At 67.2% G+C, this 12,348-nt stretch carries 15 protein-coding genes; 5 read left to right on the top strand and 10 right to left on the bottom strand.

The genetic code is table 11. The annotated features are described in order from the left end of the window. Positions 1–63: 63 nt before the first annotated feature. The gene (locus DC347_RS01905) at positions 64–606 is read right to left on the bottom strand and encodes an alternate-type signal peptide domain-containing protein (RefSeq protein WP_109044275.1); all 543 of its coding nucleotides are present in this window, start codon (positions 604–606) and stop codon (positions 64–66) included. A 156-nt stretch (positions 607–762) separates the two neighbouring features. After that, complete coding sequence (locus DC347_RS01900; RefSeq protein WP_109044274.1) at positions 763–1,416, bottom strand: TetR/AcrR family transcriptional regulator; 654 nt, start codon at positions 1,414–1,416, stop codon at positions 763–765. A gap of 100 nt (positions 1,417–1,516) precedes the next feature. On the opposite strand from DC347_RS01900, the gene DC347_RS01895 reads away from it, so the two are divergent. Beyond that, positions 1,517–2,656, top strand: coding sequence for an NAD(P)/FAD-dependent oxidoreductase (locus DC347_RS01895; RefSeq protein WP_109044273.1), 1,140 nt, complete (start codon positions 1,517–1,519; stop codon positions 2,654–2,656). On the opposite strand, the gene DC347_RS01890 is transcribed toward DC347_RS01895, so the two are convergent. The 3 genes from DC347_RS01890 to DC347_RS01880 all read right to left on the bottom strand — a co-directional run bounded on the left by DC347_RS01890 (position 2,625) and on the right by DC347_RS01880 (position 5,081). After that, entirely contained in the window at positions 2,625–3,326 is a 702-nt protein-coding gene (locus DC347_RS01890; RefSeq protein WP_109044272.1) for a triacylglycerol lipase, read from the bottom strand. The two genes, DC347_RS01895 and DC347_RS01890, sit on opposite strands and share 32 nt — an antisense overlap. A gap of 23 nt (positions 3,327–3,349) precedes the next feature. After that, positions 3,350–4,567 carry an MFS transporter gene (locus DC347_RS01885; protein WP_109044271.1) on the bottom strand — a complete coding sequence of 406 codons (1,218 nt, stop codon included), beginning with the start codon at positions 4,565–4,567 and terminating at the stop codon, positions 3,350–3,352. Between the two features lie 76 nt (positions 4,568–4,643). Beyond that, the gene (locus DC347_RS01880; protein WP_109044270.1) at positions 4,644–5,081 is read right to left on the bottom strand and encodes a hypothetical protein; all 438 of its coding nucleotides are present in this window, start codon (positions 5,079–5,081) and stop codon (positions 4,644–4,646) included. 165 nt (positions 5,082–5,246) lie between these two features. Here DC347_RS01880 and DC347_RS01875 point away from each other — a divergent pair, with 165 nt between their 5' ends. Then, a complete protein-coding gene (locus DC347_RS01875; RefSeq protein WP_018760608.1) occupies positions 5,247–5,588 on the top strand; it encodes a hypothetical protein in 342 nt (113 codons plus the stop codon). Positions 5,589–5,613: 25 nt separating this feature from the next. Here DC347_RS01875 and trxB read toward each other — a convergent pair whose 3' ends face one another. Then, positions 5,614–6,591 carry a thioredoxin-disulfide reductase gene (trxB, locus tag DC347_RS01870; protein ID WP_109044269.1) on the bottom strand — a complete coding sequence of 326 codons (978 nt, stop codon included), beginning with the start codon at positions 6,589–6,591 and terminating at the stop codon, positions 5,614–5,616. A 203-nt stretch (positions 6,592–6,794) separates the two neighbouring features. On the opposite strand from trxB, the gene DC347_RS01865 reads away from it, so the two are divergent. Continuing rightward, positions 6,795–7,118 (top strand): hypothetical protein, encoded by a 324-nt coding sequence (locus tag DC347_RS01865; protein ID WP_018760610.1) that lies wholly within the window; start codon positions 6,795–6,797, stop codon positions 7,116–7,118. 168 nt (positions 7,119–7,286) lie between these two features. On the opposite strand, the gene DC347_RS01860 is transcribed toward DC347_RS01865, so the two are convergent. Beyond that, positions 7,287–7,736 carry a hypothetical protein gene (locus tag DC347_RS01860; protein WP_240617671.1) on the bottom strand — a complete coding sequence of 150 codons (450 nt, stop codon included), beginning with the start codon at positions 7,734–7,736 and terminating at the stop codon, positions 7,287–7,289. A 62-nt stretch (positions 7,737–7,798) separates the two neighbouring features. After that, positions 7,799–8,317 carry a MarR family winged helix-turn-helix transcriptional regulator gene (locus DC347_RS01855; protein WP_109044268.1) on the bottom strand — a complete coding sequence of 173 codons (519 nt, stop codon included), beginning with the start codon at positions 8,315–8,317 and terminating at the stop codon, positions 7,799–7,801. 217 nt (positions 8,318–8,534) lie between these two features. Here DC347_RS01855 and DC347_RS01850 point away from each other — a divergent pair, with 217 nt between their 5' ends. Together DC347_RS01850 and DC347_RS21610 are read left to right on the top strand one after the other, a co-directional pair. Further along, positions 8,535–9,293, top strand: a complete 759-nt coding sequence (locus DC347_RS01850) for an ANTAR domain-containing protein (RefSeq protein ID WP_109044267.1) — start codon at positions 8,535–8,537, stop codon at positions 9,291–9,293. Positions 9,294–9,622: 329 nt separating this feature from the next. Beyond that, a complete protein-coding gene (locus DC347_RS21610) occupies positions 9,623–9,769 on the top strand; it encodes a hypothetical protein (protein ID WP_165837969.1) in 147 nt (48 codons plus the stop codon). Positions 9,770–9,796: 27 nt separating this feature from the next. Here the strand turns inward: DC347_RS21610 and DC347_RS01845 are convergent, their stop codons facing one another. Both DC347_RS01845 and ftsW read right to left on the bottom strand, forming a co-directional pair. Next, positions 9,797–11,011 (bottom strand): MFS transporter, encoded by a 1,215-nt coding sequence (locus DC347_RS01845; protein ID WP_109044266.1) that lies wholly within the window; start codon positions 11,009–11,011, stop codon positions 9,797–9,799. A gap of 28 nt (positions 11,012–11,039) precedes the next feature. Continuing rightward, on the bottom strand, positions 11,040–12,284 hold the full coding sequence (ftsW, locus tag DC347_RS01840) for a putative lipid II flippase FtsW (protein WP_240617670.1): 1,245 nt from the start codon (positions 12,282–12,284) through the stop codon (positions 11,040–11,042). Positions 12,285–12,348: the final 64 nt, after the last annotated feature.

The following is a 12,348-nucleotide window of genomic DNA, read 5'->3' as shown; positions in this document are numbered from 1 at the left end:
CTCCTGGTCCTGTTTCCTGGTACTGCCGGCCGGGTGGCCCTGGGGCCACCCGGCCACGTCAGGCTAGGAGAGGCCGGGCTGGGTGACCTGGGTCAGCTGGAAGGCCACGTTGTTGAAGTTGTAGCTCTTGGTGGTGTCCGCGCGGCCGGTGGTGGTGGACAGGAATTCGAAGGTGATGGTTGCGGTGACCGTCTGGTCCGATCCCGTTGGAACCAGGGGGTTTGCGACGGCGGTGCTGCCCACGGTGAGCGCGGGAGCACTGACCGAGACGTTGGCCGGGGTGAAGCCGTTGGTGGCGCTGATGCCGGTGGTGGTGACGTTGGCGGCCATCTTGTTGCCCACCAGGGTCACGGTCAGGTCCTGGGTGAACGTGAGCTTGTCGCCCGGGACAACCCTGTAAGCGGAGATGTCGGGAATGACGGTGCCGGTACGGTCTTTCCAGACGCCGTTGACGGCCTTGACGACGTTCAGGTCGCCGGAAACGATGGTGCCGGGAGCGGCGGTTGCTTCTGCGTTCCAGTTGGCCAGGGTGCCCCCGCCGCCCAGCAGCAGTGCGGCGCCAACGGCGATAGCGGCAGTTCCCTTGACCAGAGTGCTGTTCTTCATGGTGTCCCCTCAGACTTTGTGGTGTTCGTTTTGACTAGCTGGGAACTACTTTGCAGGGCCAAGCTCAGGAAGCGAGGGGGTAAAGAGTCAACAAATGCTCAAGGTATTTGAAATTTCAACTGCTGCTTGACCTGCGGTTATAGGCGCAACCCCGGCTCAGGACCGGTCCAGCAGCAGCCGGCACCAGGCATCGCCCAACCACCCGGCGAACCGTTCCGGATCCCAGCCGCGCTGGCCCACCAGCAGCCCCCAGTACTCCGGCCCGTTCATGCTCCATACAGCGTCGGCGAGTTCCGCGGCCGGCAGGTCGGTGCGGAGCTCCCCCGTCGTGGCGAGGTCCGCGATGAATTGGCGCATGTTGGCCGCGCGCCGGTCCGAGATCTCCCGCCAGAGCGCGCCGCAGTCCGGATCGGTGCCGGCCGCATCACGGAGCGCCTCGTACACCGGCGCCAGCCGGGGCTGGATGTGTGCCAGGGCCTGGGCGTACAGGGAGATCTTCTCGGCCGCCCGCGTCGCCTCGCGTATGCGGATCACGTAGTCCCGGCGCTCGGCCGGGACGGCCTGGCCGGTCCCCGAGATCGCCGCCTCCACCACCCCGCGCAGGAGGTCCGGCTTCCGCCCGATCGTGGCGTAGATCGTGTCGACGGCGACACCCGCCCGCCGGGCGATGGCCGCAACGGTGGCGGACCGGTACCCCTCGCCCACGAACAGGTCCCGGGCAGCGGAGAGCACCGCGTCCCGGGTTGCCGCCGCCTGTTCCCTCCGCAACGGGGAATTGTAGCGGCGTGCCTGGGCATTGACTTCACTCATCGCCGGGCCTAGCCTTAATTCATCCGAACATCATTCGGATGAATTGTAGCAGGAAGCCCGGGACCGCAGCGGAGCGGCACGGACGGAAGGGCAGGACACCATGTCGGAGCGCTTCACCACCGTGGTCATCGGCGGCGGCCAGGCAGGCCTGGCCATGGGCTACCACCTTGCCCGCCTCAACCGGCCGTTTGTGATCCTGGATGAACATGCGGCGGCCGGTGACAGCTGGCGCGCCCGCTGGGACTCCCTCAGGCTCTTTACCCCGGCCCGGTACGACGCCCTGCCCGGCAGCCGGTTCCCCGCACCGCAATGGTCCTTCCCCTCCCGCGAAGAGTTCGCCGATTACCTGGGCCGCTATGGTGAAGAGTTCGGGTTGCCGGTCCGGCACAATGTCCGGGTCACCGGCCTCCGCCACGACAGCCACGCCTTCGTCATTGACGCCGGCGGCCGGCGGTTCGAAGCCGACAACGTGGTGGTCGCCTCCGGCTGGGACCGGAAACCCCGGATTCCCGCCTTCGCCGGGCAGCTCAGCCCGGCCATCCGGCAGCTCACAGCAGGGAGCTACCGGAGCCCCCGTGACCTCGCGCCGGGACCGGTCCTGGTGGTCGGCGCCGGCAATTCAGGCGCGGACATCGCCCTGGAACTTGCTTCCACCCGCACCACTTACCTGTCCGGCCGCCATCCGGGCGAAATCCCCTGGCGCGTCGACGCCACCGCCGCCCGCCCGCTGACGCTGGCCGTCTTCTTTGCCTTCTCCCATATCCTCACGCTCGGCACGCCCGCCGGCCGGAAGGCCCGGCCCCGGGTCCTCTCGCACAGCGGGTCACTGGTCAGGGTGAAGAACCGGGACCTGGTCCGCGCCGGCGTCGTACGCGTTGCAAGGACGGAAGGCACCAAAGACGGCCTTCCGCTGTTGGCTGGCGGGAGGACGCTGGAAGTGGCCAACGTCATCTGGTGTACCGGATTCACTCCGGACCTGGACTGGATCCACCTTCCCGTGATGGGCGCGGACGGCCAGCCTGCCCAAGACCGGGGCGTGGCCACCAGCCAGCCCGGACTCTACTTCCTCGGCGCCACCTTCCAGCATTCGCTGGCCTCCTCCATGGTCCACGGCGTGGGCCGCGACGCGGAATTCATCGCCGGCAGGATCGCGGCAGCCGCGGCACCGGCGGCAGCCGCGGGATCATCAACTGCAGCACCGGATGCGGTCAGGCCGGAAGGCTCAACTGCTCCACAATGATCCTCGCGGTCACGGGGTCGCCAAGGATCCGGAAGTGCCCGGCCACCGGCAACTCGATATTGGTGGCGCCGGGAAGCACGCTGCCCTCCGGGATGTGCGGGTCGAACGGGCCGTACAGGGACGTGATGCGGCTGTTGATGGTCTGCTCGCGCGCCATCTGCAGGGTTAACGCGTTGCGCGGTGAGAAGATCCGCAGGCTGGGCAGCAGCATGTACCGGGCGTAGCGGGAACCGGAGAATGGTGCGCACACGGCGATCATCCGGTCGATCCGGTGCTCGGGATCCAGGGACAGCATGGTGTATTTGCCGATCAGCCCGCCTTTGCTGTGGGCCACCAGGATGGCGTTGTGCAGGCCCGCCTCCTCCAGATGCTGGGCCACCAGCCTGGCGGCGTCCGGGACCTTGAGTTTGTTGCGCTGCAGCACAGTGACCACGTGAACGGGATGCCCGGCATCATGGATGGCCCGGATGAGCGGCATCATGAACTGCCAGTTTTCGTAGACGCCGGGGATGATCACCACGGGCTGCAGGGTGCCGGTCCGGAAGGAGGCCGGCTGCACGCGGGAGAGGAACCCCCGGACCTGCCAGCCGGTGGCATAGGCATAGTCCTGGGCCCACCACACGGCTTTGTGCAGGGGGCTGATGCGGGCGCTCACGCCGGGGTCGGTCATGTGTCGAGAATAGCCTGCCGGCGTCAGTAGTTCCGGCGATGCTTGAGTCGGGGCAGGACGACGCCGAACACGGCCGCCGCCGCGAATCCCAGGATGCCCGTGGCTGAGATCCCCGGCCCCAGGGAGGCCAGTGCCGTCACCCCGGAGAGGAGCACCGGGCCGCCGGTGGACCCGGCGTCCGCCATGAACCGCCAGAGGCCCAGGAACTGGCCGCGGCCGCGATCCGGCGAGAAGTCCGCTCCCAGGGTCATCACCAGCCCGGAGCTGATGCCGTTGCCGAAGCCGATCAGCAGCGCAGCCAGCAGCAGTCCGGTGAAGGATCCGGTGAGCGGGATCAACAGCAGTGCGGTTCCCATGAGCAACGTGGAGGGGATGGCCACCCATTGCCGGCCTTTGCGGTCCATCAGTTTGCCGGCGGGATAGAACACCAGCATGTCGATCGCACCGGAGAGGCCGTAGATCAGGGACGCGGAGGTGGCGTCCATGCCCAGATGGTCGGCCCAGAGCGGGATCACCACCTGCCGGGAGGACCGCAACGCACTGAGCAGCAGGATGCCCACACCCAGCGAAAGGAATACGCCCGCGTGCGAAACCGCGACGCTCCGGAGCGTGGGCTGGGCGGCGCCGTCCCCGCCCGGCGGGGCGTCCGGCACGGCCAGGTCCGGGATGGTGAGGGACAGCAGGGCTGCCGCGGCCATGGCCACCACGCCCACCCAGTACGCGCCGGCGATGCCGAAGAACTGCATCACGGCCGCGCCCGCAAAGGGGCCGATGAACACTCCGATACGGTTCACCCCGCCCAAGGTGGACAGTGCCCTGGCACGGAACGCCACGGGCACGGCCTCGGTGAGGTATTTCTGCCGGGCCAGGCCGAACACCGCACCGGACATCCCGACGACGGTCATCGCCACGGCCAGCAGCCAGAGTCCGTTCGGGGAAAGCGCGGAGGTGGCGGCGGCGGCGAGGGCCAGGCCGGCGGCGACGGCGGCGCCCACGATGGACCAGCGCTCTCCAAAGCGCAGGGTCACCAGGGACGCGGGCAGGTTGAAGAACCAGGAGCCCAGGCCGATGAGGGTCACGATGAGGGCTGCCACGGCCACTGATGCGCCCAGCTCGCGGGCCGACAATGCCACCACCGGGAGGATGGCACCCTGGCCGATTCCGAAGAGCAGCGTGGGACCGAACGCGGCGACCGCAATACTGCGCAGGTTGAAGGGCTGGGCGTCATCCGGGGAAGTCATCAGATTTATCCTATGGCCGCCGCCAACGCATCAGGGCCGTGACGCGAAGGACGGGGTGTGGCAGCTCCCCGGGCCCCTAACGTTTCCTGGGCCGGGGCTCGATGCCCGCCAACGCCCGGACCAGGTTGACCAGCTCCGCCACGGCCCCAATGACCGAGCCCGCCACGGCGATCACCAGGAGCACCCGCACCAGCACCGGCCAGCCGGTCCAGCCGCCCGTGAAGTCGAAGGGGAAGACCTCCCAGACGCGGACGGTGGCGGCCAGGCCGAAGCCCAGCGCCACCAGGTTTCCCACGGCCCAAAGGGCCCGGGCACGGATCAGGACGCAGACCACGCCCACCACGATGCCGGCGATCAGGGACGCGTTGATGAGGTCAAGGACGCGGACCATGCCGGAGGTGAGGAAGGGCAGCACCTGCCACCCGGGCCAGATGTTGATCCCGTACAGGAGCAGGGCATTGACCACTGCGGAGCCAATGTTGCCGCTCCCGCCGGTGGAAGTCCGGTCCGCCATGGCACCACCCTCCCCCGGCCCAACCGCATGCCGAAAGTGCCGAAGGTCCCCCCGCCGGCGTGCGTCCCGGCGGTAAAAATACAGGGGTCACAAAAGGGCCGGCGAGGAGTAGCGTTCGCCTTATGGGGCGCTGATTCGTGCCCACCGCCAAGGGGAGGTCATTTCATGGGTGAAGTGTGGGTTCGCACTCTGGGCAACGGGTTGGTCCGGGCAGACCGGGTCACCGAGATTGCGTCCACCCGGGGGTCCTTGCACGAGGACCGCGGGTATTCACTGAAGGTCATTGTGGACGGCAAGGGCCACGTGCTGATTGACGACGCCGGCCTGCAGGGTTCCCTGCCGGAGCGCCTGGAGTATGCCCGGCACATGGAGGATGCCCTGCTGCTCGCCATCGACGAGGCTCGCGAGAACGACGCGTCGATGGTGATCTCCTACGAGCCCGAACGCGAGCGCTGGTCTGCCGCTCCGGTCTCTGTATTAACAGGCAGGCTCCCCGAAGTGGTCTGACCCCGGGGCCCGCCGCCGGACTGCCTCAGTTGTGCGTCGGTTCCTCCACCAGCGCGGTCGCGATGCTGGCCGCGTCCTCCAAGGCTGCCAGGAAGCGTTCCGCGTCCAGGGCAGCCGCGCAGCCGGTGCCGGCCGCAGTGATGGCCTGCCGGTACCGGTGGTCAACGGCATCGCCGCAGGCGAAGACTCCGGAAAGGTTGGTGCAGGTGGTGGGCGCATCCACTTTGATGTAGCCCTCCTCGTCCAGATCCACTTGGCCGGCCACGAGTTCGGTCCGCGGCAGGTGCCCGATGGCCACGAAGATGCCGGTGGCATCCTGGTGCCGGGTTTCGCCGGTGCGGGTATCCGTGAGGGTCACGCCGGTGACCTTGCCGTCGCCGTGGATGGCGCTGACCGCGGAGTTCCAGGCGAACCGGATCTTGGGGTTGTCCTTGGCCCGCTGCGCCATGATGCGGGAGGCCCGCAGTTCGCCCTTGCGGACCACCACAGTGACGGTCTTGCCGAAGCGGGTCAGGAAAGTTGCTTCCTCCATGGCGGAGTCGCCGCCGCCCACGACGATGATGTCCTGGTCGCGGAAGAAGAACCCATCGCAGGTGGCGCACCAGGAGACGCCGTGGCCGCTGAACTTCTTCTCCTCCGGCAGGCCGAGTTCCTTATAGGCGGAGCCGGTGGCGAGGATGACCGCCTGCGCCTCGTACGTCTCCCCGCCGCCGGTGACCACGCGCTTGACGGGGCCTTTGAGCTCAACGGAGGTGGCGTCGTCGTACTCAATGCGGGCGCCGAACTTTTCCGCCTGCTGCTGCAGGCCGTCCATCAGCTCCGGGCCCTGGATGCCGCCCGGGAAACCGGGGAAATTCTCCACTTCGGTGGTGTTCATCAGGGCACCGCCGGCCGTGACGGAGCCGGCCAGGACCAGCGGGTTCAGTCCGGCGCGGGCGGCGTAGATGGCGGCGGTGTAGCCGGACGGGCCGGAACCGATAATGATCAGCTGTTCTTTGCTCATGGGTTGTCCTTCGGAGGCGGTGCTACTGGGCGTGCCTTGATCACATCACGGATCAGAGCGGGAGGGCCAACGATCGCTTCGATGTCATAAAGGCCGCAGTGTTGCGCACATCACATTCTGTCCCTACTCTGGTTGAGGCTTAAGCAAACAGGCCATGCAAGAAGCTGCAGCGTCGCAGCCAATGCCGGGGAAGGCTTTACAACGTGAATTCGAAGCTTAATATCGTGGTCCGGATTGACCTGGACCACAGCAAGGCCCAGGTGATTGCAAAGGGGCATATCACCATCCACAGCATCAACGCACTCTATGTCGTGGCCAAGCGTGCCAACTCCCTCAAAGGGGGCCTGGACCTGGAGCTTGATATCTCCAGCGCCTGGGTGGACGAGGATGCGCTGGAAATGCTCCGTTCCGCAGCCCGGTCCAGGCACCTGCCGGCCAAGATCGATCCCGGCCAGGCACCCTGCACCATCAGCGTGCTGGCTGACCGGCGGCATCGTTCCGCGACGCCTGCCCGCCAGGCCGCATAGCCCGTCCCGGCCGCTCGCCGCGCCCCCTGATCGGGCCAGAGCCGGCCGGCCACATTTTCCTCTCCCGCTTTAACCAACGAAGTGCAGCTGCACCCGAACAGACGGGTGGCTGCACTTCGTGACGTCATGGCTTTCTTCCGGGAGTTTCGGGTCGAACAGCTCCTGGACCTACAGCAGCCGGTCGCTGCCGGCGAGGAACTCCCGGAGTTCCAGCTGGGTCAGGCCCGCCGCGTCGCTCAGGGCGTCCGGCGCGGCACCCAGCCGGGAGGCGCCGCGCACGGCGTTGGCAAACCCCTCCTGCGCGGCATCCAGCTCCCACTGGATGCTTTCCACCCGCGCGGAGGCCAGCCGGACCGCTTCCAGTGGATCTCCGGCAGGTTCGCTATCCAACCTGTACCCGCAGGCACATGACCATTCGGAGGAGCCGAGCTCAAGTGGAGCCCAGCCGAGGGAAGCAATGGGGACCGGGGAGGCCGTCATTTCCACGCCGCAATGCATGGGGGCCGCGGGTGCCGTGATGTCCAGCGCCACGCTTTCCGCGGGCCGGGCGGGAGTCTCGGTGTCTATCGTCACCGGGATCGAGTGCCCGGCCGCCTGAGGTTCAAGTACTGCAGTCATTCGATCCACCATCCGATAGTTCACTAACAATGTAGCTAGTCTAACTAGGATTACTTCGTTGTCTACCGGGATCCAATGTGCGGAGCCATGTTGACGGCGTCCACCGCCTCGCGCATGCGCATCAGGAAGTGCATCACCGCTTTGATTTCCTCCGGCGACAGGGACTCGGCGGCCTCGAGCATGCGCTTATGCATTTGGTTGAGGTTATGCCGGACTTCCTCGTCGGCTCCGGGTGCGGGCCGGAGAATGATGGCGCGGCGGTCCGACGGGTGGCGTTCACGCGTTACATGGCCGCTGGCAACCAGCCGGTCCACGAGCGTGGTCATGGAGGCCGAGGTGATTCCCAGCCGGCCTGCCAGTTCCGTGGGGCGTACGCCCACGCCGGCGGCTTCTGCGTCAATGAGGTACCGCAGGGCCAAGAGATCGGTCTCCCCCATGGCGGGCGACGAGCGGGTGCGCCGGCGCATGGCGGTTTCGGATGTGCGGAACTCCCGGAGGGCGTTGATCACATCAACGGCCCTGGGCTCTGTGTCTTCCAGGGTGGGGTACGAGTAGCCTTCGCTTGCACCATGCGGGTTCATGCGAATTCCTTCGATATCCTACTTGCTTGGCTGTCTAACGAATCTATCGTAGCCCATCCGCCGGCCCGGCCCCCGAAGAGCCCGGGCAAGTACCTGCGCCGGCCGCCGGAAAAAGTAGAGTACCGGCTACTCGTGCACGCGCCCTGGCCACCCAATAAATTGCAAGGAAACCTGCGGCGGCCGATGCCACTGGGTACGACTTGAATGGGGGTGCGGGGTGGCGGTTGGCCCGGCGCATAACAGGGGACCCGAACGGCAAGGGTTCCTGCTGGACCTGATAACAGGTACCGAGGACGACGCCGGCTCCCTGCAGACGCTCGCCGACGCAGGGGCCAGGTGGCTCAGTACGACGGCCGGCTCAACGATCGAGTGCGGCGCCGTGCTGCACAGGCAGCGAACCTACGCCGCCGGTGCCGGCAGCACACCGGGAGCAGCCCGCTTCGCGGCGGCCGAGGAGGAACACGGAGACGGGCCCACAGCGCTGGGCGTGGCGTTGTCAGCGCCCGTGGTGGTCAACCCCACGGGCTCCGCCGCGCGCTGGCAGGCGTACCGTCACCGGTTGCTGGACGGCGGATTCGGAGCGGCATTGGCCCTCCCCCTCGAACTGCAGCCCGGATCGTCGGGAGCCCTGATGTTCCTGGCCCACGGCAACTACGCCTTCATCACCCGGATCACCAACGAGGCGGCCTGGTTTGCCGGGGTGGCCTCACAGAGCCTGAAGCTGGCCTTGGACGTCCACGGCGTCATCCGCTCCGGGGACAACCTGAAGCAGGTGCTGGAGAGCAGGACCTCCATCGATGTGGCCTGCGGTGTGCTGATGGCACAAAACCGCTGTTCCTACCCCGAAGCCTTCAGCAAGCTCGCCGGGGCGTCACGGCACCGCAACCTCAAGGTCCGCAGCGTTGCGGACAGCATCCTCAACACCATGCCCAGCGGCGCCGCGGGCACCCGGTTTGAGCCCCAGGCGTTTGCCTGAGGACTACCGGAAGGACAGCGGCGTACCGGTACCCGGAGGGGTTAGTGGCGCGCCCGCGCCCGGATGAGCCCGGCCGCGACGAGCCCGGCAGCTCCGAGGGAAGCCAACATGCCGCCGAGAGCCACGAAGTAATCTGTAATGGTCATTGCCCTGCGCTCCGTCCATGCCACTGAAACTGCCTGATGAGCCCAAGCTACGCGCCGAGTCTCAGCGTTTCCCGAAGGATCGCCAGCAGGTTTGGTCAAGATCTGATGAAAATCAGCTGCGGGCATCCACATAGTTCGGTTCCCCGATCTTCCCTTTGACGGGGCGTTCCGTATTATTCATGCATGTGGACAAAACAAAGCCAGAGCTACTGCCCCACCTGCGGCAGGGCCACTAAGCACGTCACGCATTTCCGCAAGGACGACGCCGGCTCGCTGGTTGCGGAGGTCCGTTGCAGTGAGTGCCCCGAGATTGAGAGCGCCGTCGCCTGAGTCCCTTCGGCGCCTCCTCCGGCCGGCTTATGGCCTGCCGGCGTGCCGACGGACGACGACGAAGATCACCAGGGCCACTGCCTGCACCCCGGTGATGGTCACCGCCAAGGCCGGAATTGATTGTTCATAGAGCAGGCCGATGAGGAAGCTTCCCGCCAGCCAGGCAAGGCCGTAACAGGCAGTGAACATCCCGTATGCACTCCCCCGCCGGGCTGCGGGTGCCAGCCCCGCGACGCCGGCCCGCATGGTGCTTTCCTGGACCCCCATGGCCGCTCCCCACACCAGCACCCCCGCCACCGCAAGCGCTGTGTTGTTGCTGAAGCCAAGCCACGGGACTGCTGCGGCCAGCACCGGCAGGACCACGAGGACTTTCAGGCCCACCCGGTCAAAGAGCCACCCGGAGGCCAGGGCCGCGACGGCGTCAACTCCCATGGCCACCGCGTAGAGGACTGGGACCAGCGCGGGCGGAAGCAGTCCGGCCTGCACCAGGTGGAACGAAAGAAGCCCGAACGTGGCGTAGCCAAACATGGTGAGGCTGCTGAACGCGGCGTAAATCCAGTACTGCCGGGGCAACGGGGCAGCCCTGCCGGGCGGTGCGGGTGGAGCCCCAGGACGGGCATCGACCTGCGGGGTGGCGGGTTCCGCGGGCGGCTGGCCCGGGACGGTCTCGTAGGCGGCCGGGTCCGGCACCTTGTTCTTCAGCCAGAACAGCAACAGCATGGCCGCCAGTCCGGGGATGGCCAGCAGCAGGAATCCCGGCCCGTAGCTTCCCGTCAGGGCGAGCGCCGCCCCCACCAGGAGGGGCCCCAGCAGTGCTCCCACCTGGTCCAGCGCTTCGTGCAGCGCAAAGGCCTTGCCCTGGCCCAAGGCGGAACCGGCCTCAGCCAGCATGGTGTCTTTGGCAGGGCTCCGCACGGCCTTGCCCAGCCGTTCGGCCAGGACCAGGAGGCAGGCGATCCACAGTGCATTGCTGATGCCCAGGAGCGGCACGGACAACGCCGTGAGGGCATAGCCGGAGATGGCAAGGGACCAACGCAGTGCCGGCCGGTCCGCGAGGCGCCCGAACAGCAGGCGGAGGACCAGGGCGACGGCTTCACCCGCCCCCGTGACCACGCTGACGAGGAGGGCCGAGGCACCCAGGGCGCCCAGGTAGGGCCCGGTGACGCTCCGCGCGCCCTCGTACACCATGTCCATCAGGGCACTGACGATCCCGAAGGCCACAATGAAGCGGACAGCCGTCATTGGCGTTCCCGGAACGGCCCTCCCGGCGCTACCGCTGGTATTCGTGTTCCCTCACCCGCTTCGCCGGGGCGGCAGCTTTGGCCGGGGACTTGCTGTCCGGATGTTCCGGCCGGGTCACGGCCAGGATCACCCCGATGCCAGCCAGGGAAGAGACCATGGCCGAGCCGCCGTAGGAGATGAACGGCAGCGGGACACCGATGACCGGCAGCAACCCGCTCACCATGGCGATGTTGATCACCGCCTGCCCCAGGATCCAGGTGATAACGCTGCAGGCAACGATCCGCGAGAAGGTGTCCGTGGTGCGGGCAATCGTCTTGAAGACCGTGATGGCAAGGATCGCGAACAGCCCGAGGACCAGGAGGGTGCCGGCCAGCCCAAGTTCTTCGCCCAGGATGGAGAAGATGAAGTCGTTGTGGGCTTCCGGGATCCAATTCCATTTCTGCCGGCTCTGCCCCAGGCCCACTCCGAACCAGCCGCCGGAGGCAAGCGCGTATGCGCCGTGCTGCGCCTGGTAACCCATGCCCTGGGCGTCCTCGTCCGAACCCATGCCCAGCCAGGACGAGATCCGGCCCATCCTGTTGCCGCTGGTTGCCGCGAGGACCAGGGCGGCCACAACGCAGATCAGGCCGGCCACGGAGAACACCTTCATCCGAACCCCGCCGTAGAACATGGTGGCGGCAAGGATCAACATGATGATCATGGTGGTGCCGAGGTCGTGCCCCAACGCCACGATGATCATGATCAGCCCGCCGGCGGGGCCCAGCGGTACCACCGCATGTTTCCAGTTCGCCAGCAGGGCCTGTTTCCGGTCCAGGATGGCCGCGGCCCAGACAATCAGCGCCAGCTTGGCGAACTCGGAAGGCTGGGCGGTGAATCCGCCTACGCTCAGCCAGTTCCGGTTGCCGTTCACGGACATGCCCAGCGGCGTGAACACCAGGACCAGCGCTGCCAGTGACCCGATCAGCATGGGCCAGCCCAGGCGCCGGATCCGCCGCACGGGCATCCGGGCCAGAAGCAGCATGATCACCACGCCTGCAACGGTCCACATGGCCTGCTTGAGCGGGAGATCGTACGGATTGTTTCCTGCCGCCACGGATTCCACGGACGACGCCGACGCCACCTCCACGAGCCCGATCGCCGAGAGCGTGAGGACCACGGCCAAGATCAGCGGCCGGAGGCGACCCGGCGAGTCATCCTCCAGCCAGAGGGTAAATCGTCCCCATCCGGGCCGGCCAGGGCGGGCCGCGCTGCGTTGCTTTTGACCTGTATCCATCTGTCCGTTCCTCAGCCTGCACCCCGGGCTTCCTCCACGGCCGGGCCCATCTCCGGGGCGGGTA

Source organism: Pseudarthrobacter sp. AG30 (assembly GCF_003116525.1).
Taxonomy (GTDB): Bacteria; Actinomycetota; Actinomycetes; order Actinomycetales; family Micrococcaceae; genus Arthrobacter.
The sequence above is the reverse complement of the archived record's forward strand: the minus strand, read 5'-3'. Positions and strand labels throughout refer to the sequence as shown.

Bases quoted from the DNA above. Each gene is read 5' to 3' on its own strand.
- DC347_RS01905 (WP_109044275.1), bottom strand. From the start codon at position 606: ATGAAGAACAGCACTCTGGTCAAGGGAACTGCCGCTATCGCCGTTGGC.
- DC347_RS01900 (WP_109044274.1), bottom strand. From the start codon at position 1,416: ATGAGTGAAGTCAATGCCCAGGCACGCCGCTACAATTCCCCGTTGCGG.
- DC347_RS01895 (WP_109044273.1), top strand. From the start codon at position 1,517: ATGTCGGAGCGCTTCACCACCGTGGTCATCGGCGGCGGCCAGGCAGGC.
- DC347_RS01890 (WP_109044272.1), bottom strand. From the start codon at position 3,326: ATGACCGACCCCGGCGTGAGCGCCCGCATCAGCCCCCTGCACAAAGCC.
- DC347_RS01885 (WP_109044271.1), bottom strand. From the start codon at position 4,567: ATGACTTCCCCGGATGACGCCCAGCCCTTCAACCTGCGCAGTATTGCG.
- DC347_RS01880 (WP_109044270.1), bottom strand. From the start codon at position 5,081: ATGGCGGACCGGACTTCCACCGGCGGGAGCGGCAACATTGGCTCCGCA.
- DC347_RS01875 (WP_018760608.1), top strand. From the start codon at position 5,247: ATGGGTGAAGTGTGGGTTCGCACTCTGGGCAACGGGTTGGTCCGGGCA.
- trxB (WP_109044269.1), bottom strand. From the start codon at position 6,591: ATGAGCAAAGAACAGCTGATCATTATCGGTTCCGGCCCGTCCGGCTAC.
- DC347_RS01860 (WP_240617671.1), bottom strand. From the start codon at position 7,736: ATGACTGCAGTACTTGAACCTCAGGCGGCCGGGCACTCGATCCCGGTG.
- DC347_RS01855 (WP_109044268.1), bottom strand. From the start codon at position 8,317: ATGAACCCGCATGGTGCAAGCGAAGGCTACTCGTACCCCACCCTGGAA.
- DC347_RS21610 (WP_165837969.1), top strand. From the start codon at position 9,623: ATGTGGACAAAACAAAGCCAGAGCTACTGCCCCACCTGCGGCAGGGCC.
- DC347_RS01845 (WP_109044266.1), bottom strand. From the start codon at position 11,011: ATGACGGCTGTCCGCTTCATTGTGGCCTTCGGGATCGTCAGTGCCCTG.
- ftsW (WP_240617670.1), bottom strand. From the start codon at position 12,284: ATGGATACAGGTCAAAAGCAACGCAGCGCGGCCCGCCCTGGCCGGCCC.